Here is a 23,535-nt window from a genome sequence, read left to right on the forward strand (position 1 = left end):
TCTTCAAATTTCATGCTCACAATTGATTGCAAAGATGTTTTATCAATAAAAAATGAATTACTTGTATATGTTGCAGATAAAGTAGCAGCTATTCCTACCCTCAAACAACATCAATTCACACTCTCTACTTTTGATGATGATGACATTATTGATGCTGATTTAGTAATTTCTGCCATTAAAGAATACTTGGACTCGATAGATGAAGGAAAAAACTTTGCTGTAATTTCAAATGATAGAAAAATTAACATCACATCTATTTCAGGCAGAGTGATAGAACGAGAATCTGTAGAACAATCTGAAATGTTTACTTGCACTCATTGTGGTTTTGTCACAAGATACCAAGTTGAATTAAATGTCCACATGAGAATTCACTATCTTTGAGTTTTATTAAAAATTCTAAAACTTGGATTTTTAATTATGGGCATTTCTTGAGCCATTGAAAAATTATGACTTTCAAAGCGTTTTTGGTATTCTGAAATGTAACTTTGTGCCACTTGTATTATTTTAAATCTAGTTCTTATTCCGTCAATCTCTGATTGCTTCCCAAACACATCATAGACTACAACTGTGTACTGACTTGGTTTAACCTGATACTTTGAACTACAATGCCACAAAATTCCCAATGTCACTACAAAAAACCCTGTGACAAATTTATCTAGAATTTTAATTACATTTTGATTTTTAACAGGATCTTTATAAGCACTAGTTACACAAAAAAATTGTGAAAAAATCGTCAAAGAATAATGTGAATAAAGTTTATTGTGAAAAATGTGATCTTGTTTTTGAATCTAGAGAAAGATTTGAAAAACATCTTGACGGACATTCATCAAATATTGCATGTGAAATGTGTCCTATTGACACTGTAATTGCAAAATTTGTAAATTTGTTTAAACGAAAGCCATCACGTAATTTGGAATAAGTTTTTTTAAACAATTCCATCTTTTTGAAATATGCATAAAAAAGCTGTAATTTTAGGCGTCATTGTTGTAGCAATAGTCGCCGGTATTGCAGCATCTATTTCATCATCTACATCAGAAACCGTTAATCTTGATATGGGTAGAACACATGGTACAATCTCTACTGCTATGGGTTCTGCAATTTTAGGTGATCCTTCTGCTCCAATCACAATTGTTGAATTTGGTGATTATCAATGTCATCAATACTATAATTGGTTTCACAATACAAAACCTGCAATAACACGTGATTATATTGAAACTGGAAAAGCAAATTTAGTTTTTGTTGATTTGGCCGTTTTGGGAAATGATTCCCCCAAAGCAGCTCAGGCTTCATATTGTGCTGAAGATCAAGGGATGTACTGGGATTATCATGGCCTTCTTTACAATTCACAAGAACCAAAAATAGATGGAGGTTGGGCAAATTCTGAAAGGCTAAAGGCATTTGCATTTACTTTGAGTCTTGATATGGGCCTTTTTGAAAGTTGTCTTGATTCAGGAAAATATTCAAAACGTGTTCAGTACAACATACAACAAGCAAGAGACAATGGTGTACATGGAACTCCTGGGTTCTTCATTGTAGGTTCTGATGGACAACAACAAATCAGTGGGGCACAACCATTTTCTGTTTTTAAACAAATGCTGGATCCTATGATCTAAATGATACAACCAATCAAACTTGTATTTTCAAATTTCAAATATGTTCTCTTATCTACTGTCATTTTTGTATCTATGATGATTGGCTTACTGATATTATCTGAATATGTTTTCTTATACCCCTATATTGTAAGTCATTTACCTTCTGGAACTGAATTGGGATTTGTATTAATCTTAACACTTTCAGCACTGTCTGCATTGGTAATTCCAATGAATATTTTTCGAATTAATATTTTAAAAAGTTCAAAACAAAAAATGGGTGGCGGTGCTATTGGTTCTATCATGGGTGCTATTGCTGATGCATGCAGTTGTGGCCCTGTGGGGGTTTGCAGTGATCTCAACTTTTGGCTCAGTAGGTGCTACTGCAACTGTGTTTCTAACAAATTATGAAATCCCCATCCGAATCATTGCAATTGCTATTTTGATTGTAACTTATTTCACTACTGTAAAATCCCTCAAAATCGAGTGTAACGTCAATTCTTGATCTTGATGTATTAGAAATTACTAATTAGACAAATATTTGCAACCTTGGAATGTATGTTATAGTCATCTGAATAGATTCTATGACATTCATTTATGTTCCAATTCGGCCTAGTAGGAGAGATCCAGAGGCAGATGAAATAGAAGATGCAGAGGATTAGAGTTTTTTTGAATTTTAATGAATAAATTAATTTTAAAATTTACAAAGTTGAGATATTTATTTGCCATTTTTTAGGTTTAACTAATGCAGAATTGGAATCTTATTTTCGGAATTTTCATAATTGCAAGTCCAATTCTTTTTTCAATGATTGCATATCCTGACTCAATAGCTTGGAGTTGGAATGAAGGTAGGGGGGGTTATTTCTTTGCACTTGTTTTCATAGTAGCTGAATTAATTGGTCTTAAAATTGTCATATCTAGAAAAAGACTGCTTGCCGTAATTCCAATGGCACTTCTAACTATTGCATATCTAATTTCATTAGAGTATGGTCTTAGAGATTACATTATTGAATCTGCAGAGCAGTTTGATGTACAATTAATTTATTCATGGACATGGATGTGGGATTTTATTGTCATGGCAATTTTTATTGTTGCAGTATTGACAATTTTCTTTGGTAAACGATGGATTAGAATTGCACCTGCTGGACCTATATTTCTAATTGGCACTGCAATAATTCTCTCGCTTGATGCATTTTTCCCATACGATACTTTGGGTCCTTTACAATATGTTGTTCCATACTTTGTTCAAACTAATGTATGGATTATTACAATGCTTGATCTTGGAACGGCAGTAGCTAAAGATAATGTCATGTTCTTACGAGGTGAACATGGTTCTATGGCTCTTCAGGTATTTTGGCCATCTGCGGGAGTTCATAGTATTATTATTTTTTCATTAGTCATTGGTGCATTCATGTTAAAATTGAATATTCTAAGACATCGAAAAGCAATGTATTTTGTTTTAGGTATTGTAGGTACAATCACAGTTAATCTGATTCGAATATTTTCATTATCCTGGTATGCCCTTAAAGTAACAACAGATCCTGTGGCATGGGAAGAATATCACAAGATTGCAGGTGAAATCATGTTTTTGCCGTGGTTATTTGCATTCATCCTTGTAGTAATTTTGATAGAATCAAGACGCATGAAAAAACTTGGACAATAATTTTTCTATTTAGAAATAATTTGTAATGCTGCTTTGTCCTTGAACTTCTGAAAGTTCTGCAACTTTGACTCCTAATCTTCTAATTGTATCTGTCTGGTTTTCTAATGCTTCTTTTAGTAACTGATCAGCATTTTTTTGTAATTCCTCAAGACTTGTGGTTGGATTTCTTAGCATTCTTGATTTTGATTTGCTTGATAAATCAGATTGAACAAGATGAATTCCAACAGATTTGAATGTTCGATTATTTTTCAGTAATACATTGTGCACTTCTTTACATAATTCAACAATATTTTCCGATAGAAATTGATAATCTTTTGAGTCTTTTTTCAATGTTGAAATTTTACTATATTGTATACTTGCTTCTCTTTCTTTGACTGGTTCGTTATCTATCCCCCTTACTGCATTGTAGATGTAAGTTCCACTCTTTCTTCCAAATTCTTTATTCAAAGTAAAAACATCTAATTTTTTTAAATCTTGTATTGTTTCTAATTTCATTTCAGAAAACCTCTCTTCAGTTTTTTTCCCTATGCCTGGAATTACCCTAATTTTTAATGGTTCTAAAAATTCATTCATCTTATCTGGAGTTACAACTGTGAGACCATCTGGTTTTCGAAAATCAGATGCAATTTTAGAAATTAACTTGTTAGGTGAAATTCCAATTGAACAACTGAGTTTAATTTTTTCTCGAATAGAATTTTTGATTTGTTGTGCAAGGTGACTAGCTTTCTTAAAATCACCTTCAACTCTTTTTGTTACATCCAAATATGCCTCATCTCTTCCAACATATTCAAAAACATCTGCATTAGATTTCATAATCTCCATTGCTTTTTCAGAAATTTCTGAATAGAAATCAAAATCTACAGACAAAAATACTGCATCTTTTCTATCTTCCAGTCTTTTTTTTGCAAATGCTATTGGCATTCCTGCCTTGACCCCATATTTTCTTGCAGTATAGTTGGCCGTAGCTATTGCCCCACTACCACCCCCTCTGTCTGAGAAAACACAAACACATACTGGCTTTGTTTTTAATTCAGGTGATCTTGTCTCCTCACATTGAGCATAAAAATAATCAAAATCTACGTGGAAAACTACTCTTGTTTCCAATACTTTTCAATATTGTTTTGATTATTATTATATTGTGTATTCATCTAAAGTGGATGTCATAACATCATTCATTTCTACTACATTCCAAATTTACTGGGAATTGAATTATGGTTGAATTTACTAAGATTGTTTGTATTTTTATTACAAACATCATTTCATGTATTGATCTGATGTGATGAAATCATGGAATTAAGTGTGCTTATGGTAGATGACTCTAAATTTATGAGAGAGAATATAAAAAATACGCTCTCATATTTGAAAATTAATTCAATTATGGAGGCTAAAAATGGGATTGAGGGAGTTAGAGCATTCATGAAATACAAACCATCCTTGGTAACTATTGATTATGAAATGCCAGGACTAAATGGCATTGAAACTGCAATGAATATTAGAGAAATCGATAAGAATGCCAAGATGATAATTGCCACATCCATCAAATCAAACATTATGGCCGTCAAGGGTGGTAAGATTCCAAATTTAGGATATGTAACAAAGTCCATTGATCCAATCATGATTAAAGAAGCAATTACAAAACTTCAGGACAACGGGAATTAATTGATGTGACAATGAGTGTGAAAACAATGAATCCGTTACGATTTAGTAAAATTCTCATAGTTGATGATTCTGCATTTATGAGAACGTTTGTAAAAAGAACTCTCAAAGAAGCACAGATTGGAAGTAGATATTACGAAGCAAATGATGGAAAGGAAGCAATTTCCAAGTATGTTGCTTTTAGACCTGATGTTACAATCATGGACATTGTAATGCCTAATGTCGACGGAGTAAAAGCCACAATGGCAATCAAACAATATGATCCTAATGCAAGAATCATTGTTATTTCATCAAAAGACAATAAAGAAACAGTACAAGATGTAGTAGAGAAAGGTGGGGCAAGGGACTATCTTCTCAAACCATGTGATTCTAGTGCAATAGTGATGGCAGTGTCAAAACAAATAGTCGTTAGCAGACATAAAAAAAAACAATAATTTGAAATTCAGTACACGCCAGAAATTTTTCTATGTGATTTTGAATATTGGTAAAATTTATTCTAAATTAATTAATACAAAACTGAATACAATCATTTTGCTATATCTTGTTAATTGTATCAACTAATTTGTTCATGCTACATGGTTTTTGGAGTATGGCAGTAACACCTAATTCTTCTAAATATGTAAATGAACTTCCATCATTACCAGTCACCATGATTATTTTGGCATTGGGATTTATTTTGTGTATATTTTCTGTTGCGTATATGCCATCAAATTTTGGCGTCACAGAATCTATTGTCACTATGTCTGGTTTGTGTTTTTCATACAAATCTACTGCTTCCTTACCATTATGCCCAGTTCCCAAAACATCTATTGAGCAGAGTTCAAGAAACTCTGAAATACCTTCTGTAACTCCATGTAATCATCAATTACAATAACTTGTGGCTTTACCTTCATCATTAGTTATGAATTCTTACATGCTAATACTGATTGTTTGTAATGATTTACAAACAATTCCAACATATCAGATAATCTAAATCTCCAATAACGATTCACATCTCTGTAGAATTGTACTTGAAATCATGATCTTACAAAAAATACTGTCGAATAATTGATACTATTCATCTAAATACTGATGTTACATCATAATTCTTATGGGCTATCCAGTTTCTGCTGACGAAAACGGAATCAATTTGAAACCTGAAAAAATGGAAAAAGAAAAACTCTATCATTGTATTTTTAAAAATAAAGCAATGCTGGTTTTCAAAGATTCTCAAGATGTCTTAAATTGCTATGAGATTGAACAAGAGGATTTAGTTGAGAAAATTAGAAAAGCTAGTAATGAAGATGATCTTGAAAAATTATTTGAAGACTATCTTAATGGGCAAAACCTGAAAAATTAATAAAAGCCGGAGAAAGTTTTGTTATAACAGGAATTCAAAATTGAGCGACCCTAAAAAATTAAAAGATGCAGAAGATATTTTGTCTGAATTTGACTCTAGAACTAAACCTGAACCAACACCAGAACCTGAACCAACACCAGAACCTGAACCAACACCAGAACCTGAACCAACACCAGAACCTGAACCAACACCAGAACCTGAACCAACACCAGAACCTGAACCAACACCAGAACCTGAACCACAATTATCCGCACCAGAACCTGAACCACAATTATCCGCACCAGAACCTGAACCACAATTATCCGCACCAGAACCTGAACCACAATTATCCGCACCAGAACCTGAACCACAATTATCCGCACCAGAACCTGAACCACAATTATCCGCACCAGAACCAACAAGTGAAACTTCTGAAACCCATCATCCTCCTGAAGAACGTGATGTGATTTTTGTTGGCACTAAACCTATTATGACTTATGTCTCGGCAACTTTAACTCAACTTTCTACAAGACCTACTGTGACAATTAAAGCCAGAGGGAAAAGAATTACTCAAGCAGTTGATGTGTCTCAAATGATTGTAAAAAGAATGGATTCAGTGGGATATGTTATTAGTGACGTAAGAATTTCATCTGATTCTCTTACTTCACAAGATGGGAAACAACGTAATGTTTCCACTATGGAAATTGATATTTCAAAAAATTAGTTTAAAAAAAATAATTCTAATTGTATCTTTAGTTTCTATTATCATTTTACTTCTTAGTTTTACTGGAAATTCCTGCGGTATACAACATATGTTGATTTTAAATGACGTTTTCTCCTACGAGGACTCACTTGATCCTGAATTATGTGAAATGATTGTTGAAAAAATTGATTTTTTCAATGATTCATGTGAACCTCAAATTGAAATTTTGGATTGTGGTTAATAGACGGTGTCCATCAAAAATATTATTCCAAAATAAACTAATACGAAACTTAGACTGACCATCAAAATTTTGTAATTCTTATTGGATAGGATCATTGAACTTTTTGAGGCAAGAAATGAAACTATGCCCAACCATGCAAAATCCATCCAAATATGTAATGCAAACAAAATTAGAATTCCTGCAAATGCCCAAATCAGCATTGCATCTGAAATTAATTTAAAACCAATTGTAACCCACCAGATAATAAAAAATGGGTTTAATGCACTAAGTAAAATTCCTGTAATTAATGGACTTTGTTTAGGCCTTATCTCTGAAATTTCTTTTTTTGAAAATACTGTTTTAATCTGAAGAATTGCAAATACAAAAAGTGTAATTGCACCTAAAATAGAAATTATTGTTCTAAATTCTGGAAATATTTCTAAAGAAAATACACCTACTCCCAATAGTATGATTAATGGAAATTCTACAATTGAATGGCCAATTGCCATCTTAATCCCAGACCTTGCACCTTCTCTTAATCCGTATGATATATTGGCTGCAAAAAGTGGTCCTGGTGCCATTACTCCTGATGCTGAAATGGCAATAACTAACACTGCAAATTCTAAAAACTGTTCCATTATCTATGAATTACAAGTAGTTTCATAATGAAATAAACATAATTGAAATTTTTATCTATACATAGAATCTTTGAGATGTTTTGATTCTTCATGTGCTTCTTTAATCACTTCTTCAGCTTTTTCTGCTTCTTTTTGTAATGATGGTATGTTACATGAAGCTCCTGGAATCAATTTTGACATTGCCATGCAAAGATTTGCACTTGATTTGAAGTCTGGCCCTTTTCCATTTGTATGAAAAATTATGACAATTACATCCTGCTTTGTGATGCTTCCTTCATTTAACAGGATTCCTGGAATTCCTGGAACTGTTCCATGTTCTAACACTTTCAATCCTGCATCTCTGATTTTTTTTCTAGCAGACTCGGTACTACCAATCCCAATCATCTCCTCATTTCCTTTAGGATCTTTTATTGCGACACTGCTGACGATTAGTCCTATTCTGTGTTTTTTAGCCCATCCCAACATTGCGTTAGCTGCAACTCTATGCAAAGACTGTTCAAGAGTTAGATATGATAAAAACACCCCCACTTTCAAACTTTCATTAACAAAAATTCTAGTTGGAAAATTTGGCTTTCCATTTTTAATGATGCTTATTGGCGGAAAACTCTCAGAATCTATTATTCCTGCTAATTCAAAACTTGATGTGTGTATCATTGATTCTGTTGCAATTGCACTACTAAATCCTACTGATGGGAAACCATCAATTAGATACCCTCCTTCCAATTTCAATGATTTGATCTCTTTAATTTTAATTTCAGGAATCAATAGACTATCTTTGTCTTGATTAGATAATATCTTTTATCTAGTTTCTAATCTATTCTTGTAATTTTCTAATTAATGCCGCATAAATAAATGGCAAGATTGTGGTTACTTCTGCATGCAGTGTTGATTGTTTAGCTTTTTGTGTAACTTTGCCCCATGAAATTGCTTCTCTAACTAATGCCCCACTAAGACTTCCGTCAAATTCTTGTGCAGTTGTTATGTAAAACGCGTAATCTAGTCCTTCTCTATATTGATTCCACCATAACGTGTGGTGTTTTGAAATCCCACCCCCAATCATAAAGGCACCTGATTTTTCAGCTTTAAAAATAAACCCCGAAAGTAAATCTGCATCTCCTGTCATGTTTAGTTTAAAATCACTGTGTTTTTGTGCAAAAAGCCAAATTTGACTGCCCACTGCTCCATCCATAATTCCTGGAACAACTACGCTTACATTGTTTTTATGTGCCCAATAAAGAAATGAATCTTCTCCTAAATGCTTTCCAATCATCTTGCAAATCTCTGCAGTAGTCATCTCTTTTGTCCCGTTTTGATACTCTTCTTCTAAAAATGCCTGCATTTTCTCTTCAATGAGTGGTCCGTAACTATCCATTGGAACAAGCACATTTCCTAATCTGTGAATGTTTTGATTTGCCAATTCCATATCATCCATCGTAAATGATCCTTCTTTGTAATGTGAAAAATGTCTTGCAATATCATGATCAAGTGCACCACAAGTAGTTATTGCAACATCAAACCATTTATTTTTGATCATATTTTTTATAATTCCTCTTAGTCCTGTTGAAACAACAGCTCCCACAAATGATACAAATCTAAGACATTGTTTATCTAAAATCATTTCAGTTAAAATCTCTAAACCGTCAGAAAGATTTACTGATTCAAATCCCCCTGATTTAGATAATTCTTCAAAAATATTTTCTATTGTTGTATTAGAATCAATTTCAATATCTTTTACTGGACGACCAGGTTCTATCATGATTTTATTCGTTGATGGCAAGTATAAAATTCTGCCTTAATTGAAACGTTTTCTATTCCTTCTAAGAAAACTTTAAACCCGTCTAATAACACCAATTTTCAAATGGTTGATAGAATTAAAGTTGGTTTGGTAGGTATTGGTAATTGTTTTGCAGGATTAATACAAGGAATAGAATACTATCGTCGAAACCCCTCTCAAGAAGTTACAGGAATTATTCATGATAAATTAGCCGGTTATGGAATTCATGATATTGATTTTGTTTGTGGATTTGATGTGGGTGAAAATAAAGTTGGAAAACTACTCAATGAAGCTATTTATGAATACCCAAACATGGTTGACTGGATTTCTAGAGATGAAATGCCAAAAACCGATGCTAAAGTCTATGAAAGCCCAATATTAGATGGTGTTGGGGTATGGGTTGAAAATAGAATCAAGCCCATTGAAAGCTCTAAAACACCTGAACAGATTGCTGATGAGGTAAAAAAAATAATCAAAGACTCTGGTGTTGAAATTATTGTATCTTATTTGCCTGTGGGCTCAGACAAAGTAACTGAATTTTGGGCTCAAATCTGCCTTGACACTAGTACTGCTTTTGTTAATTGCATTCCGTCCTTTATTGCATCTGATGAAAAATGGGCAAAAAAGTTTGAAGAAAAAAATATTCCATGTATTGGTGATGATATCAAAGGACAAGTAGGTGCAACTATTGTACATAGAACATTAGCAAAATTATGCAGTGACAGAGGAACTAAAATTGAAAAAACTTACCAAATCAACGTTGGTGGAAATACTGATTTTCTAAATATGAAAGAACAAGATAGATTGGCTTCAAAAAGAATTTCAAAAACAGAAAGTGTTCAAAGTCAACTTCGTGAAAGATTGGATGATGATCAAATCTATGTGGGTCCTTCTGATTTCATTCCCTTCTTAGGTAATACTAAACTCATGTTTATGAGAATTGAAGGTCGCCAATGGGCAAACATTCCTTACAACATGGAAGTTCGTTTAGAAGTTGATGACAAAGCAAACTCTGCTGGAATTGTAATTGATGCAATTAGATTAGCTAGAATTGCACTTGATAGAGGTGTTGGTGGCCCAATTAAACCTGCTAGTGCTTATTTGATGAAACACCCAATAGAACAAACTTCAGATGTTAAAGCAAAAGATGAATGTGAAAAGTTTGTTGCTGGCGATTAATTACTGAAATGTGTTTGAATCTGAAAATCTGATTTTTCTACTTGGCTCATATTTATCAAGTGTGAATTCTTTGCTTCTTTCACTCTCACCGTTTAATTTGATCATTTTTGTTGTTACAATTTTGTTGTTTTCTGACAAATCTACAATAACGCTGCTTCCGCCAAATCTTTGATTCTCTACATTTGCGGCAAGTATGGGTATTCTATTCTCCAATGCCCTGACCTGAACATACATCTGCCATGGTACAATGCCTCTTCTGACTATTCTACTTGGTGACAATAGAACTTGAGCTCCTTTTTTTGCTAGAACGTTGGCAACATTGGGAAATACCATGTCATAACAGATTATTATCCCAAACTTACATGCAGTATTGAAAATTTTAGCCTCTTTTCCTGGTTTTACATTGCCTCGTTCATAATCAAATGGGTGGATTTTTTCTTGCCTGCCTATGAATTCCCCATCAGGCCCAATAACTGGGGCGATTATTGATGTATTTTTTGTGATTTCGTAAAATGCTCCTGGAATAATCGTCATTGCAAAATCTCTAGCAATTTTCTTAAATTCTAAAAACTCCAAATCAAAATCCTCAATCACGTTGTTCTTTAGCCATTGCTCAGGCAGGCATACAATTTCTGTCTCTTTTCTTCCTAGTTTTTTTAAGATCTCTGAAACTCTTGATATTCCTTTTTGATTCGAATCGTATGATTTGGTTTGAATCAGTCCTAATTTAACCATAAATTTAGAATTCCTAATCGGTAATTATACGATGTGAGCGGGAAAACTCATACCCTTCAGGGTTGGGATGAGAGCAAACACACTACAACTCAAAACAAAACACAACTAAATACTCAAATCCAATACATATGTAATCAATCACATGTTAGAGTTAGGCAAATACGGTCGTATCATTGATATGAACATGTATCATTTGTTACGTAAAGCTGAAAATGGATTGTGTTCAGATATACTACTGCGGGAGCCACAGGAATGTACGCCTGTGGAGATCAGAAACTCGGTTGTTGAAGTAGGGATAAATTAACTACGGCAAAAAAAGAGAATATCTTGTGCGTGGTGAACTACCAATGACTAAAGTCCATTGGCTTCTTCCTGTTCTATTGTTTGTGTGCATCAGACGTTCAAGGGAAAGCCCGAGAAAATCTGAAACCATTTTTTTAATTTAAAATAATGTGGACATCTTTGTGCCTAATCTTAGTTTTCAATTGATTATGTGATATGCTCAAAAATTTTGTATTACGAACCAATTTATTTTTTTATAATTTGCGATGACTATCCTAACCGTTACGAAAAATATGATAACAAAACAAGAAAAATTACTCAATTATGTCAACTAAACTTGTTAACCATCGATTATCCTATCTAATGCAAAATTGTTGTTATTGGTTCATGTAAAAAAAGTTGAGATCTTTGGTTTCAAATCATTTGGGTTTAAGAATACTACAGTTCAATTTGAACCTGGACTCGTTTCGATCTCCGGCCCAAATGGATCTGGTAAAAGTAACATTTTGGATGCCATTATTTTTGCAATGGGGGAAAACAAACCCAAAGTGATGAGGGTCGATAAATTACGATCATTAATTCATGATATTGAGGGAAATCGCCGTGGACCCAAAATGGCAAGATCTAGTGTCCACTTTGATAATTCTGATAGAAAAATCCCTGTAGATTCTGATCTTGTTGAAATAACAAGAGAAATGGATGAAAATGGAGAAAATACATACTATCTAAATAAAAAGAAGACTAACCGAAGCCATATTCTTGATTTGCTCGATATGGCTAATGCCGGACTTGGTCAACTAAATGCTGTTCAACAAGGAACTGTAACTAGAATTTCTGAGTTTACCTCAGAAGAGAAAAGGAAAACAATTGAGGATTTAATTGGTTTATCATATTTTGATGAAAAAAAGACTGAATCTATAAAACAACTTGATGAGGCAGACAGGCGATTAGAAATCGCACTTGCAAAAATGGGTGAAATTAAAAAAAGAATAGATGAACTTGAAGAAGAACGAAACCAAAAATTACGGCATGACATTTTGGAACGTGAATTAAATCGGTACAAGGCAATCGCTGCTGCAAATAAAATGAAAATTATTTCAGGTCAAAAATCATCTAAAGAATCTTCTTTGCATACACTTACTGCAGAAATTACAAAATTTGATGATGAAAGAAATACTTTACGAACAGAAATTGATTCTCTTGAAACTGAAAAATCTAAATTGATGGCAGAAGCTAATGATTATAGTCAAGCAAAAGCATCCCTTGATGTTGAAATAAGTTCTGCAATGGAACAATATGAAATTCATAATAGTGCAATCTCTGCATCAAAGAAAAGACTCGAGCAAATTGAAATTAGGATTCCAGAAATAAGAAATGAGATTGAAGAAATCAACCAAGTTAGAAATGATATCAATTCACAGATCAATAGAATTAAGGAATCAATAGAAGAAACAAATTCAAAGAAAAATAAAATTAATGAGGATTTAGACCTTGTTGATTCTCAAAGAAATGATGTTCTAAATGCACAATCAAAAGCTGCAGCTAAAAAATCTGAAATCGATAATAAAATCAAATCTTTAACAAATGAACTTAATCAATCTGAACTAAAATTATCCAAAATCCAAAATGAAAAAGAAGAATCAACAATTAAAATTAAAACAAATTCTACAAAGTTTAATGAATTACAAGAAGATATAGCAAAACTATCTCAATACAAATCTCAATTAGAATCTATGATTAATAATCACACTGCAACTATTTCTGAATTAAAATCTAGGATTTCAAAATTACGTGAAAGAAAATCCAAGATTAACAATGATATGGATGAATTAGGATTAATTTTAGAAAAATCTAGTAAAGCTGCAACTCAATACGAATCAAAAATTAAAACAGTAAAAGGATTCATGCACGAAGATTACACTGTTGCAAAATTAAAAGAAGATGCTGACAAACTTGGAATAGAAGGTTTAGTATATGAAATGATTTCATGGGACAAACAATACGAACGTTCTGTGATGGCTGTCAGTTCTGATTGGATTAAGGCAATTGTTGTAAAAGACTTTGCAACATTACTTGGGATTGCAGAAGTAGCTCGAAGTAAAAATCTACCAAAACTGAAAATTATCCCACTTGAAGCCATTCCACAATTCAAACTAAAATTACCTAAAGAATCAGGAGTGGTAGGCATTCTTGCAGATTATGTGACTTGTATTCCTGCATATTCGGCACTTAAAACATTCTTGTTTGGAAATATTGTGCTTACTGAAACACGTGAATCTGGCTATAATGTATCTCAATTGGGTTACAAAGCAGTAACTATGGATGGTGAATTCTTTGAAGCAAAAGGAGGAACTGTTGTAATAGACATCAATTCAAAGATTTCAAAACTTACAAAATTAATTTCGATGAGCAGTGATATTGATGGTTTATTCCAATCTATTGGTTTGATCAAAAAATACATGCTAAAGAAAAAGCATTCTTTGAAGAAATTAGATGATTCTATCCAATCGTATTCTGAAAGACTTTCTATCTCTGAAAACTCTCTTACTTCTGCAAATGAGAATTTTGCCAATTTGAAATCAAGAATTACTTCTGCAATTAATATGAAAGATCAATTAACAAAAAGAATTTCTGAATTAACTTCAAGAAATGCAACCATTGAATCTGAGATATCTACAACTGAATCTCATGCAGAATCATTACGTCAACGTATTGCAATTGTAGAGGAAAATTATGCTAGTGGAGAGCAAACTCGTATTGCAAATGAATTATCTAGAATTAATCTAAAGAAAGCGGAAATTGAAAAGCTTTACACCACAATTATGAATGAATACCGTGATAAATCTTCTCAACAAACAACTTTACAAACTCAAGATAACCGAGAAAAATCTCAATCTGATCGTCTATATAATGAAGAAAATTCTTTGAATTTGGAATACAAAGAATTAGAGGAAAAAATTCTAGACTTGGAAAAACAAAAAGAATCAAAGAGTGAAATTCTTATAAAATTAAGAGAAAAAGAGCAGGAACTCATATCTACATCTGGCTCATCAATTGAAAATCTAAAAGAATACGATGATAAACTCAAAATTCTGTCTGAAAAAGACAGAGAAATTACAAAACAAATCAATTCAGTGGAGCGCCAAACTGATTCCTTGAATAGGGATTTGCATGATTTAGTTGAAAACGAAGTCAAATTACAGCAAATTCTTTCCTCATTTGGCTTTGATAAAGACGTGGAAACCTTTGATGTTGAATCAATTGTTCAGGGGTTGACTGCAGAACTAAATACCCTTAATGCATTAAATGCCAAGGCTCCAGAAACCTATCTTGAAGTCTCTTATGGATATCGTTCAATGTCGACAAGAAAGAATTCTCTTGAGGAGGAAAGAAATTCCATTGTCAAATTCATTGAAGATATAGAGAAAGATAAACGACAAACATTCTTGGATGCATTTGATAAAGTCGATAAAGAAATCCGTTTAATTTTCAATAAAATGACTGAGGGTAATGCTTGGTTAGAATTACAAAATGAAGATGACATCTTTAATTCTGGAATTTCTTATCTAATTCAATTCCCTAACAAACCAAAAAGAGAATCAACATCAATTAGTGGTGGTGAGAAAACATTGGCAGCTATTGTATTTGTACTTGCATTACAAAAACTAAAACCTTCTCCATTTTACCTGTTTGATGAAGTAGATGCACATCTTGATGCTCCAAACTCTGCAAGATTGGCAAAAATTTTAGAAGAAAGATCTCAAGAAAGTCAATTCATTATGGTTTCTCTAAAAGACTCTGTAATACAGAAAGCCAAATTGATCTATGGTGTTTTCCCAAAGAATGGGGTTTCAAATGTTGTTATTTACAAAGATAAACGAATGCCATCTGTACATACTTCCTAGTCTAGTTTTACGTGACATGCAGAATAATGTCCATCGATAATTTCAACTAAATCTGGTTCTTCAATGCATTTTTCAATGACGTAAGGACATCTTGCTCTGAATCTACATCCTTGGAAAACGTCTTCATCTGTTGCATCTTTGATTCGAATTTTCTTTTCTTTCTTTAGATTGTCCGGATCTGGCTCTGAAATTGCATCAATTAATGCTTGAGTGTAAGGATGCTTGGGTTTCAGTAAAACTTGGTTAATTAGTCCTATCTCCACAATTTTCCCCATATACAAGACCCCTATTCTTTGACCAAAATATCTGGCAGTTGCCAAATCATGAGTGATATAGATAAATGAAATATTGTATTTTTTCTGTAAATCCTGCATTAATTCCAGCATCTCTGCTCTAATTGAAACATCCAACATCGAGACTGGCTCATCTGCAATGATGATCTTTGGCTTTAATGATAATGCTCGTGCAAGAACTACTCTTTGTCTTTGCCCTCCCGATAACATATGTGGGTACTTTTTTATAATTTCATCAGCAGGTTCTAGTTTTACTTCTTGTAGAACTTCAATTACTCTCTTTAATCTGTCTTGTTTGTTTCCAACATTGTGGATTTCAAGAGGTTCTGATATAATATCTCCAATTTTCATTCTCGGATTAATTGAATCATATGGATCTTGATGAATCATTTGACAATTCATTCTAATTTTTTCTAAATTCTTCTTTTTATTGTCAATTTCATATCCTTCAAAAAAGATCTTTCCCGAATCAGGTTGAATTGATCTAAGAATTAATTTTGCAATAGTTGACTTTCCTGAACCTGATTCTCCAGCTAACACCAATACTTCTCCCATTTTAAGTGAAAATGAAACATCATCTGTAGCTCTGACTGTTGCTGTTTTTCCACCAAACATTCCTTTTTTATCAAAATATTTCTTCAAATGTTCTACTTTTAGAATTTCAGTCATTGATTATTGTTGAATTAAGAAGTATATCAAGAAATATGATTTATGCGTAAAATTTGGGATAACGCATTTATGTTAAAAAATGACGGAATTAATACTTGAGCAACACTTTACAAAAAAATCTAGATTACAAAAAATATGTAATAGATGATAGACTCCGATACTTTAAACCTCATGCCAGTAAAATTGAAAAAACATTTGCTGAAGAGATATTTTTTAGTTTGAACAGATGTTGTAAATTCATACATCCTAAATTCTTTTATGATAAAAAAGGTTCAGATTTGTTTGAAAAAATTTGCACGTTGCCTGAGTATTATCCTACTAAAACAGAAATTGAGATTTTAAAACAACTCCAAGATGAATTGCCTCCCTATCTTGACAAAACTTTTCGGGTTGTTGAATTAGGTAGTGGTGCATCTGTAAAGACAAGAATAATTCTTGATATTTTCACAAAATTGTGTGGTCATGTTGAATACTTCCCTATTGATATATCTGAGATTCTTACAGAGAGTTCTGAGAATCTCTTAAAGGATTATGAACATTTGCATATAACTGGAATAATCGATACCTATGAAGGTGGTTTAGAATTTCTAAAAAATTATGACGATAAAAAAAATTTAATTCTATTTTTAGGGTCTAGTTTTGGCAATTTCTCTCCAATGGATGGGCATGAATTTTTACAAAAAATAAATTCTACAATGAAACCAGGTGATCTCTTTCTCATTGGACTTGATTTAGTCAAGGATAAACAGATTTTAGAATCTGCCTATGATGATTCACAAGGTGTAACTGCAGAATTCAACCTAAATATTCTTTCTAGAATCAATGATGAACTTGATGCTGATTTTAATTTGAACAATTTCTCACATCATTCACTTTACAATGAAAGTGATCAAAGAATTGAGATGTATTTGAAATCTCTAGTTAATCAATCAGTAGTAATTTCCAAATCGAATCTTTTGTTGAATTTAAAAAAAGATGAATTAATTCACACTGAATATTCTCACAAGTATAGATTATCTCAAATCCGCAAACTTCTTGATGATGTAGGCTTTGAAATTAAACATACGTGGTTAGATGACAAGAATCATTTTTCATTAACTTTGGTATCAAAAATTTAGATATTTTCTGCGCATCTAAAGCCTGAGAATAGCCAACGTTCATCCAGTCTGAAAAAATTCCTATAACTTCCTCTGATTGACATTTTTGGAGTTGCAAAGGAGCCCCCTCTCAAAACTTTTTGATTTGTAAACCATTTGTCATTATACTCATCAAATCCTGATTTGAATCCTGGATATCCTGTAAATTCTGATGAAGTCCATTCCCAAACATCGCCGATCATCTGCTGGCATCCTGATGGACTAACTCCATTTGGAAATGCTCCAATTTCAGAACATTTCCAATAATACAATTCAAGTAAATTGCATTTGTCATTAGTTGGTTCGTCGTTTCCCCATGGGTAGATTGTCTTTTCTTGTTTTTCTTCATTCCAACAAGCAGCTTTTTCCCATTCTGCTTCTGTAGAGAGTCTTTTTCCTGCCCATTTACAATATGCATCGGCCTCATAATAGCTAACATGGCATACTGGCTCATCTGGATTGATTTTCCTAATTCCTAAAAAATCTCTAACATTCCACTCATCATTAATTTTTTCCCAATACATTGGTGAATTCCATTTGTTTGCTTTTACTTTCTCCCATCCGTCAGATAGCCAATATTTGTATGTCTCATACCCTCCATCTTCCATAAATTTTAGGTATTGCTGATTAGTAACTGGAAAAATATCTATCTTGTAATCTTTTAGGTACACTTTGTGTTCTGGAAGTTCAATGTCATAACAAAAGTTTTTTCCATTATATCCCATTTCATATAGTCCGCCCTTAATGCATGCTGATTTTTTATCCGTCTCATTTGGTTTTGCCACTTTGTTTTTTCTTATTGGTCTATATTGTTCAGCCAGAAGATGTTGCAAATCATATACTAGGAGTTCTTGATGCTGACATTCGTGATGAAATCCCATTGTAATTACTTTGATTGCATGTTCATCTAACGTTTGAGATTCAATAAATCTCTCTACTCTCTGATTAATTGTATTAAAGTATTGAAAAATTTGATCAACAGTTGGTCTTGAAATAACTCCTCTCAATCCTTTGTCATGAGGAACTCCAAATTGTTGATAATACGAATTTAGATACTCTGAGAATTCTTTTGAATAAAATTCATAGTTTTTATCTAATTTGCTCATAATTGCTTCATATATCCAACTAACATGACCAATATGCCATTTAGGAGGACTCATAAAAAATGCAGTTTGAACAACAAAATCATCTTTTTCTAAAGTTTTAACAAGTTCTAATGTTCTACTTCGAGTTTCTCTAAACTGTTCCAATAATGCTCCTTTTTGATCTAATTCTTGATTAGATGACATTATTGAGAAATTATCTTTTTTCTATTATTATATTTGTGGCTAAATTTCATCTAATACCCTCTGGCAAAAATAGGAATTGACACACTTTGTTCTTGACAGTATACACATTTTAGATTCGAATTTTCACTGCCAAATGGAATAACTCGGATATCTGCACCTGTCTCTTCTTTGATTTTTTCCTCACATTCTAACTTTCCACACCATGGTGCGTTAAGGAAACCCCCGTCCTCAATTTTAGATTTGAATTCTATATATTCTGAAATATCTGTGGTATTTTTTCTTGCTTGTTCTTTGGCATTTTTTAGCATCTCTTTTTGAATTTCATCCAAAATTGTGGATATTTTTTCAACTTCATTACAACTCAAAGCTGCTTTTTCTCTATTGTATCTCTTTGCAACTACCATGCTTTGTTTTTCAATATCTTTGGGGCCTATCTCGATTCTTAACGGAACTCCCTTTAATTCCCAATCATTAAATTTGTAACCTGGAGATAATTCACTTCTGTCATCAACATATACTCTGATTCCTTTTGATTCTAAATTATTTTTGATTTCATCTACTTTGAATAGGACTTTTTCTTTACCTTCATCATTTTTATAAATTGGAACAATCACAACTTGTGTTGGTGCTACATTTGGTGGTAATACCAGACCTTTGTCGTCTCCGTGTGTCATGATCATTGCACCTATTAATCTCCATGAAACTCCCCATGACGTCTGCCAAGCAAAATGTTCTACATTGTCTTTATCTGCAAATTTGACTTCAAATGGTTTTGAAAAATTTTGTCCTAGAAAATGAGATGTGCCCATTTGCAGTGCTTTTCCATCTGGCATGATTGATTCCATTGTGGTTGTATATACTGCACCTACAAATTTCTCTTTTTCACTTTTCTTTCCTATTGTTACGGGAATTGCTAATTCCTCTTCTACAGTATTTTTGTAAATCTCTAAAATTTTCATTACTTCTTTTTCTGCTTCTTCTTGAGTTGTGTGAACAGTATGGCCTTCTTGCCACAAAAATTCTGATGTTCTAAGAAATGGTTTTGTTGCTTTAATTTCAGCTCTTAAGGCTGTGTTCCAAAAATTGATTTTTAATGGCAAATCTCTCCAACTTTGGATCCATTTGGAATACATTGTATATGCCAAGGTTTCTGATGTTGGTCTTAGAGCAAGTTTGTCCCCAATTACATTTGTTCCTGAATGAGTTACCCAAAATACTTCTGGATTAAATCCTGCAAAATGTTTTTGTTCTTTTCCTAACAACGATTCTGGAATCAAAATTGGTAGAAATCCATTTCTGATGCCATTTTTTGCAAATTTTTTATCAAATGTACTTCTCAATGATTCCCAAATGGAATAACCATCCGGTCTTAGCACGATTAATCCTTTAACCGGTGCATAATCTGCAAGTTTTGCTTTTAGGACTACCTGAGTATACCACTCACTAAAATCTTCATTTTTTGAAACTGTGATCCCTACGTCTTCTTTACTCAAACTAAAACTCCAAGAATTAATTTAACTAATGAGCCTTTCGTGAGAATTTTAACGTTGTAGCTTTATTTCAGAATTTTAAAGAGAATCCCCTTTACAGAGAACTTTGCCCATTACTCTACTTTGGAAATTTGGACACACAAAACACTGGATGAATTGGATTTCTTCTTTCAATACTGGACAATCTACATACTCTTGTTTCATTTTTTTGAGCATTTTTGGACTAACGCCTTTTAGTTTTAATTTTCCTTTTTCATCCATCATGCCTGATGTTTTTAATTCATCTTTGACTTCTTGTGGCAGCTTTTGTCTTCCTTCTTTTTCATTAATCTCTACTTCGTATTTGTGTTCTAGTTCTGCCATGTTTAATCATAAAACATACGGTGATTTATTACTAGCGTTTTTTGGATCTCAAAAAAGTTTAAACTTTAATTAAAAGAACCAAAAGAGGGTTTAAACCCTTTTGAGTTTATAACTATACAATGAAATCCAGATCAATTACAGTATTTGAGCAGTATATTCAAAGCCCAAATACTAGAGAGCAGTACTTATACCATTTAACCAAATTTACACAACATTACAAACTCCAATCAATAGACTCAATCTTGGAATTTGAAACCAATGAACTTAAAGAGAAAATGCTAAATTAATTCTCAGCATATGAAATTAAGATCAAGTTTTTATCTGTCAAAGATTAACTGTGCAGACAATATTTCAATCAGTCAGTCTCAAAGATCATCAATTATGCCATCAAAAATGTAGTCTACTTTTACAAGAACCTGAAATTAGATTTGCTGCATTTTTGGATATCCTAGGGAGCCACATCCATGGATGACAGGCAAAGTCATAGTGTTGGACGAATAGGAAATAAAAATTAGACTTTTGATAATTATTGGACTTGCTATAATTTCAATTTAACAAATAGAAAAATACAGGTCAGAGAACTAGACAATAATGGTAAATCCACTTGATTTAACACTTGAATCTTTGCAGAGTGCACAGGATGCAATAGATGAGATAAAGGTGAGAAAAAACATCACATCAGAAAAACAAACGCTTTAAGACTATGGCCAGATCATAAAACATCTAGAGGATTCTATAGCCTATATGATTAATGCTGTTGTAATATTTCAGAAGTATGAAAAGGCTTTGTAAATGACTCTATTGTCCCAAAATAATTACAGTTTTTGCACCTATAAAATGCAGTTCCGCTTGAATGTGTTGCAATCACCTCAGGTTCGTTCTTTGAGCAATCCTGTTTGAAATAGTCATGCTTGCTTATCATGTTTGTTCTGTACAAAATTTGTATTTAATCTTGATCATAATCTATGTTTACTAGAACACAACAATACAATACACTTAGAAATGATTTTTTCCTTCTAGGCATTGCAAATCTGTATGGTTCTATCAATTCAAATCCTAATGGATTCAACCCAGTATGTTTGACTATACAAACCAAAATTCATCAATTCCCAAAATTATAGAAATAGTTACAATGAATAATAAGAGTCTAGTTTTCATTTTCTAATTTTCCAGAAATCTAAAACGATCAATCATAATCTACAGTTACTCGTAGATCAATTTTGATTGGAACAGGATTACCATTTTCATCAATTAAATTAGAAGGCGCATCAACAAGGCCATAACCACTTAAACAATTCACTTTCTCAATAAACTGTACTACCAAGGTCCCTCGAATGTAATAATTTGGTTATTTTTCTGATTCTCACATCTGACTTGTTCATCTTATGGAATTAGTTCTTCTATCATATTCTAAACTTAATTGTAATGTATTGTATGACTCAAAATTCATTGCAGTAATTTCCAATCTCCCATAACCATCCCCATACGAATCAAAATATTCTCCATTTTCAGGATATTTGTCAATAAACGCCTTGTAAGATTTGGTTTCATAAAACAGCGCTTTTATTTCTTCATCAGACTTGCCAGGAAGTACATCATCCCAATTATTTTCTATTTGGTTTACAATATGAGGCATGATACTGATTACAAACAATACAAAAATTGAACAAGCAATTGCCATTCCCATGTAAATTGCAATTTTAGACAATGTTTCCGTATATCATAACATCCTAGAGAAATGATTATTCATGTGCATGATGACTAAAAATATTTTTTATAACGTTTGATAAAATCTCAATTTTATCAAATCCATACAGATTTGTAACATGCAGTTACAAGTACTAACTGATTCAAATTAATCGAGAGATATGAATCTACGATCAGATCTCTTAACAAGGTTTAGTTGGCAAAAGTGTAGACACTACTTTAATATAATTAGCAATTTTTTCCAAATCAGAAACCCATTGCTTGTAATTTTTGACGTTGAAGGTGTTTTATATGATGAAGAATATCTTCCCATTCTCGCAGAAAAACTCCACAAAGAATCTGAGATATGGGAAATTACTAAACAAGGAATTCAAGGTAAAATCAATTGGGAAGATGGTTTGAGAACAAGAGTTGCTGCTCTTAGGGGTCTTGATGAAAAAACATGTCAGGAAGTTGCTGACGCATTACCAATTATGACTGGTGCAAAAGAGTTGTGTAGAGTCTTAAAATCTGCTGGTTGGAAACTCATGGCAGTTTCTGGAGGTTTTACATTAATGATGGATAGATTACAAAAAGAATTGGACCTTGATTATGTTTTTGCAAATGAATTAAAATTCAAAGATGGAAAACTAGATGACGTTGTAATCCATGTTGATTCTGATAAATCCAAATCTGCCAAAATAAAAATTGCAGAATGGGGAGAGAAAAAAGAAGATATTGTCTGTGTGGTGGATGGGGCAAATGATGTTAAATTATTTGACATTTGTGGCTTGGGCATTGCTTATAGAGCTCAGGATTTAGTAAAGGATTTGGCTACCACTACTTTGGAAGAAAAAGATCTCTCAAAGGTTTTAGATATTATTAACAAACATTACAAAATGGAATTGGAAACAATCACTCCTGCCTAAACAATTTTTTAGGTCGTC

Annotated in this window: 28 protein-coding genes; 14 read left to right on the forward strand and 14 right to left on the reverse strand. The window is 32.6% G+C overall.

Annotated features, from left to right (window positions below; translation table 11 throughout):
• The first annotated feature begins 12 nt into the window (after nt 1-12).
• Nucleotides 13-381: a C2H2-type zinc finger protein gene (locus C5F50_RS04755; protein ID WP_179372526.1), complete on the forward strand. Its 369-nt coding sequence runs from the start codon at nt 13-15 to the stop codon at nt 379-381.
• Here the strand turns inward: C5F50_RS04755 and C5F50_RS04760 are convergent.
• Nucleotides 372-737 carry a hypothetical protein gene (locus C5F50_RS04760; RefSeq protein ID WP_246282150.1) on the reverse strand — a complete coding sequence of 122 codons (366 nt, stop codon included), beginning with the start codon at nt 735-737 and terminating at the stop codon, nt 372-374. The genes C5F50_RS04755 and C5F50_RS04760 overlap by 10 nt on opposite strands.
• On the opposite strand from C5F50_RS04760, the gene C5F50_RS04765 reads away from it, so the two are divergent.
• The 4 genes from C5F50_RS04765 (at nt 722) to artG (ending at nt 3,252) form a co-directional block, all read left to right on the forward strand.
• A complete protein-coding gene (locus C5F50_RS04765) occupies nt 722-919 on the forward strand; it encodes a hypothetical protein (RefSeq protein ID WP_179372527.1) in 198 nt (65 codons plus the stop codon). The two genes, C5F50_RS04760 and C5F50_RS04765, sit on opposite strands and share 16 nt — an antisense overlap.
• Before the next feature lie 31 nt (nt 920-950).
• Nucleotides 951-1,613, forward strand: coding sequence for a DsbA family protein (locus tag C5F50_RS04770; RefSeq protein ID WP_179372528.1), 663 nt, complete (start codon nt 951-953; stop codon nt 1,611-1,613).
• Nucleotides 1,614-2,000 carry a hypothetical protein gene (locus C5F50_RS04775; RefSeq protein WP_246282151.1) on the forward strand — a complete coding sequence of 129 codons (387 nt, stop codon included), beginning with the start codon at nt 1,614-1,616 and terminating at the stop codon, nt 1,998-2,000.
• Nucleotides 2,001-2,334: 334 nt separating this feature from the next.
• On the forward strand, nt 2,335-3,252 hold the full coding sequence (gene artG, locus C5F50_RS04780) for a thaumarchaeosortase (RefSeq protein ID WP_179372529.1): 918 nt from the start codon (nt 2,335-2,337) through the stop codon (nt 3,250-3,252).
• Between the two features lie 9 nt (nt 3,253-3,261).
• Here the strand turns inward: artG and dinB are convergent, their stop codons facing one another.
• Entirely contained in the window at nt 3,262-4,356 is a 1,095-nt protein-coding gene (gene dinB, locus C5F50_RS04785; RefSeq protein ID WP_179372530.1) for a DNA polymerase IV, read from the reverse strand.
• A 183-nt stretch (nt 4,357-4,539) separates the two neighbouring features.
• Here dinB and C5F50_RS04790 point away from each other — a divergent pair, with 183 nt between their 5' ends.
• Together C5F50_RS04790 and C5F50_RS04795 are read left to right on the forward strand one after the other, a co-directional pair.
• The gene (locus C5F50_RS04790) at nt 4,540-4,911 is read left to right on the forward strand and encodes a response regulator (RefSeq protein WP_179372531.1); all 372 of its coding nucleotides are present in this window, start codon (nt 4,540-4,542) and stop codon (nt 4,909-4,911) included.
• A 26-nt stretch (nt 4,912-4,937) separates the two neighbouring features.
• A complete protein-coding gene (locus C5F50_RS04795) occupies nt 4,938-5,342 on the forward strand; it encodes a response regulator (RefSeq protein WP_246282201.1) in 405 nt (134 codons plus the stop codon).
• 100 nt (nt 5,343-5,442) lie between these two features.
• Here the strand turns inward: C5F50_RS04795 and C5F50_RS04800 are convergent, their stop codons facing one another.
• Nucleotides 5,443-5,709 (reverse strand): response regulator, encoded by a 267-nt coding sequence (locus C5F50_RS04800; protein WP_246282152.1) that lies wholly within the window; start codon nt 5,707-5,709, stop codon nt 5,443-5,445.
• Nucleotides 5,710-5,998: 289 nt separating this feature from the next.
• Between C5F50_RS04800 and C5F50_RS04805 the strand changes: the two genes are divergently transcribed.
• Both C5F50_RS04805 and C5F50_RS13375 read left to right on the forward strand, forming a co-directional pair.
• Nucleotides 5,999-6,247 (forward strand): hypothetical protein, encoded by a 249-nt coding sequence (locus tag C5F50_RS04805; RefSeq protein WP_179372533.1) that lies wholly within the window; start codon nt 5,999-6,001, stop codon nt 6,245-6,247.
• A 40-nt stretch (nt 6,248-6,287) separates the two neighbouring features.
• Complete coding sequence (locus tag C5F50_RS13375; RefSeq protein WP_246282153.1) at nt 6,288-6,950, forward strand: DNA-binding protein; 663 nt, start codon at nt 6,288-6,290, stop codon at nt 6,948-6,950.
• A gap of 216 nt (nt 6,951-7,166) precedes the next feature.
• Here the strand turns inward: C5F50_RS13375 and C5F50_RS04815 are convergent, their stop codons facing one another.
• The 3 genes from C5F50_RS04815 to C5F50_RS04825 are packed head-to-tail and all read right to left on the reverse strand — an operon-like array spanning nt 7,167 to nt 9,543.
• On the reverse strand, nt 7,167-7,787 hold the full coding sequence (locus C5F50_RS04815; protein WP_179372534.1) for a LysE family transporter: 621 nt from the start codon (nt 7,785-7,787) through the stop codon (nt 7,167-7,169).
• A 51-nt stretch (nt 7,788-7,838) separates the two neighbouring features.
• Nucleotides 7,839-8,552, reverse strand: coding sequence for a proteasome assembly chaperone family protein (locus C5F50_RS04820; protein ID WP_179372535.1), 714 nt, complete (start codon nt 8,550-8,552; stop codon nt 7,839-7,841).
• A gap of 49 nt (nt 8,553-8,601) precedes the next feature.
• Nucleotides 8,602-9,543, reverse strand: coding sequence for a deoxyhypusine synthase (locus tag C5F50_RS04825; RefSeq protein WP_179372536.1), 942 nt, complete (start codon nt 9,541-9,543; stop codon nt 8,602-8,604).
• A gap of 102 nt (nt 9,544-9,645) precedes the next feature.
• Between C5F50_RS04825 and C5F50_RS04830 the strand changes: the two genes are divergently transcribed.
• Nucleotides 9,646-10,740, forward strand: a complete 1,095-nt coding sequence (locus tag C5F50_RS04830) for an inositol-3-phosphate synthase (RefSeq protein WP_179372537.1) — start codon at nt 9,646-9,648, stop codon at nt 10,738-10,740.
• Here C5F50_RS04830 and C5F50_RS04835 read toward each other — a convergent pair whose 3' ends face one another.
• Nucleotides 10,741-11,475 (reverse strand): carbon-nitrogen hydrolase family protein, encoded by a 735-nt coding sequence (locus tag C5F50_RS04835; RefSeq protein WP_179372538.1) that lies wholly within the window; start codon nt 11,473-11,475, stop codon nt 10,741-10,743. It lies immediately after the preceding gene.
• 142 nt (nt 11,476-11,617) lie between these two features.
• Between C5F50_RS04835 and C5F50_RS04840 the strand changes: the two genes are divergently transcribed.
• Both C5F50_RS04840 and C5F50_RS04845 read left to right on the forward strand, forming a co-directional pair.
• Nucleotides 11,618-11,779: a hypothetical protein gene (locus C5F50_RS04840; protein ID WP_179372539.1), complete on the forward strand. Its 162-nt coding sequence runs from the start codon at nt 11,618-11,620 to the stop codon at nt 11,777-11,779.
• A 358-nt stretch (nt 11,780-12,137) separates the two neighbouring features.
• On the forward strand, nt 12,138-15,662 hold the full coding sequence (locus tag C5F50_RS04845; RefSeq protein WP_179372540.1) for a chromosome segregation SMC family protein: 3,525 nt from the start codon (nt 12,138-12,140) through the stop codon (nt 15,660-15,662).
• On the opposite strand, the gene C5F50_RS04850 is transcribed toward C5F50_RS04845, so the two are convergent.
• Entirely contained in the window at nt 15,659-16,624 is a 966-nt protein-coding gene (locus C5F50_RS04850) for an oligopeptide/dipeptide ABC transporter ATP-binding protein (protein WP_179372541.1), read from the reverse strand. The genes C5F50_RS04845 and C5F50_RS04850 overlap by 4 nt on opposite strands.
• A 95-nt stretch (nt 16,625-16,719) precedes the next feature.
• Between C5F50_RS04850 and egtD the strand changes: the two genes are divergently transcribed.
• Nucleotides 16,720-17,742, forward strand: coding sequence for an L-histidine N(alpha)-methyltransferase (gene egtD, locus C5F50_RS04855; protein WP_179372542.1), 1,023 nt, complete (start codon nt 16,720-16,722; stop codon nt 17,740-17,742).
• Here the strand turns inward: egtD and egtB are convergent.
• From egtB to C5F50_RS04885, 6 genes are all read right to left on the reverse strand, one after another.
• Nucleotides 17,739-19,049 (reverse strand): ergothioneine biosynthesis protein EgtB, encoded by a 1,311-nt coding sequence (gene egtB, locus C5F50_RS04860; RefSeq protein WP_179372543.1) that lies wholly within the window; start codon nt 19,047-19,049, stop codon nt 17,739-17,741. The two genes, egtD and egtB, sit on opposite strands and share 4 nt — an antisense overlap.
• A gap of 50 nt (nt 19,050-19,099) precedes the next feature.
• On the reverse strand, nt 19,100-20,542 hold the full coding sequence (gene proS, locus C5F50_RS04865) for a proline--tRNA ligase (protein WP_179372544.1): 1,443 nt from the start codon (nt 20,540-20,542) through the stop codon (nt 19,100-19,102).
• A gap of 75 nt (nt 20,543-20,617) precedes the next feature.
• Entirely contained in the window at nt 20,618-20,902 is a 285-nt protein-coding gene (locus tag C5F50_RS04870) for a hypothetical protein (protein WP_179372545.1), read from the reverse strand.
• 748 nt (nt 20,903-21,650) lie between these two features.
• The gene (locus C5F50_RS04875) at nt 21,651-21,824 is read right to left on the reverse strand and encodes a hypothetical protein (protein ID WP_179372546.1); all 174 of its coding nucleotides are present in this window, start codon (nt 21,822-21,824) and stop codon (nt 21,651-21,653) included.
• 264 nt (nt 21,825-22,088) lie between these two features.
• Nucleotides 22,089-22,226: a hypothetical protein gene (locus C5F50_RS04880; protein WP_179372547.1), complete on the reverse strand. Its 138-nt coding sequence runs from the start codon at nt 22,224-22,226 to the stop codon at nt 22,089-22,091.
• Between the two features lie 54 nt (nt 22,227-22,280).
• Nucleotides 22,281-22,610 carry a hypothetical protein gene (locus tag C5F50_RS04885; protein ID WP_179372548.1) on the reverse strand — a complete coding sequence of 110 codons (330 nt, stop codon included), beginning with the start codon at nt 22,608-22,610 and terminating at the stop codon, nt 22,281-22,283.
• A gap of 256 nt (nt 22,611-22,866) precedes the next feature.
• On the opposite strand from C5F50_RS04885, the gene serB reads away from it, so the two are divergent.
• A complete protein-coding gene (gene serB / locus C5F50_RS04890; protein WP_179372549.1) occupies nt 22,867-23,517 on the forward strand; it encodes a phosphoserine phosphatase SerB in 651 nt (216 codons plus the stop codon).
• Nucleotides 23,518-23,535 lie beyond the last annotated feature (18 nt).

Origin of the sequence: Nitrosopumilus ureiphilus (assembly GCF_013407185.1) — an archaeon.
GTDB lineage: Archaea > Thermoproteota > Nitrososphaeria > Nitrososphaerales > Nitrosopumilaceae > Nitrosopumilus > Nitrosopumilus ureiphilus.

What these genes read in the sequence shown, in the direction of transcription:
- C5F50_RS04805 (WP_179372533.1), top strand. Translation starts at nt 5,999, where the DNA reads ATGGGCTATCCAGTTTCTGCTGACGAAAACGGAATCAATTTGAAACCT.
- C5F50_RS04825 (WP_179372536.1), bottom strand. Translation starts at nt 9,543, where the DNA reads ATGATAGAACCTGGTCGTCCAGTAAAAGATATTGAAATTGATTCTAAT.
- C5F50_RS04830 (WP_179372537.1), top strand. Translation starts at nt 9,646, where the DNA reads ATGGTTGATAGAATTAAAGTTGGTTTGGTAGGTATTGGTAATTGTTTT.
- artG (WP_179372529.1), top strand. Translation starts at nt 2,335, where the DNA reads ATGCAGAATTGGAATCTTATTTTCGGAATTTTCATAATTGCAAGTCCA.
- C5F50_RS04755 (WP_179372526.1), top strand. Translation starts at nt 13, where the DNA reads ATGCTCACAATTGATTGCAAAGATGTTTTATCAATAAAAAATGAATTA.
- C5F50_RS04770 (WP_179372528.1), top strand. Translation starts at nt 951, where the DNA reads ATGCATAAAAAAGCTGTAATTTTAGGCGTCATTGTTGTAGCAATAGTC.
- egtB (WP_179372543.1), bottom strand. Translation starts at nt 19,049, where the DNA reads ATGTCATCTAATCAAGAATTAGATCAAAAAGGAGCATTATTGGAACAG.
- C5F50_RS04840 (WP_179372539.1), top strand. Translation starts at nt 11,618, where the DNA reads ATGTTAGAGTTAGGCAAATACGGTCGTATCATTGATATGAACATGTAT.
- C5F50_RS04870 (WP_179372545.1), bottom strand. Translation starts at nt 20,902, where the DNA reads ATGGCAGAACTAGAACACAAATACGAAGTAGAGATTAATGAAAAAGAA.
- C5F50_RS04835 (WP_179372538.1), bottom strand. Translation starts at nt 11,475, where the DNA reads ATGGTTAAATTAGGACTGATTCAAACCAAATCATACGATTCGAATCAA.
- C5F50_RS04815 (WP_179372534.1), bottom strand. Translation starts at nt 7,787, where the DNA reads ATGGAACAGTTTTTAGAATTTGCAGTGTTAGTTATTGCCATTTCAGCA.
- C5F50_RS04775 (WP_246282151.1), top strand. Translation starts at nt 1,614, where the DNA reads ATGATACAACCAATCAAACTTGTATTTTCAAATTTCAAATATGTTCTC.
- C5F50_RS04790 (WP_179372531.1), top strand. Translation starts at nt 4,540, where the DNA reads ATGGAATTAAGTGTGCTTATGGTAGATGACTCTAAATTTATGAGAGAG.
- C5F50_RS04850 (WP_179372541.1), bottom strand. Translation starts at nt 16,624, where the DNA reads ATGACTGAAATTCTAAAAGTAGAACATTTGAAGAAATATTTTGATAAA.
- C5F50_RS04875 (WP_179372546.1), bottom strand. Translation starts at nt 21,824, where the DNA reads ATGATAAGCAAGCATGACTATTTCAAACAGGATTGCTCAAAGAACGAA.
- C5F50_RS04795 (WP_246282201.1), top strand. Translation starts at nt 4,938, where the DNA reads ATGAATCCGTTACGATTTAGTAAAATTCTCATAGTTGATGATTCTGCA.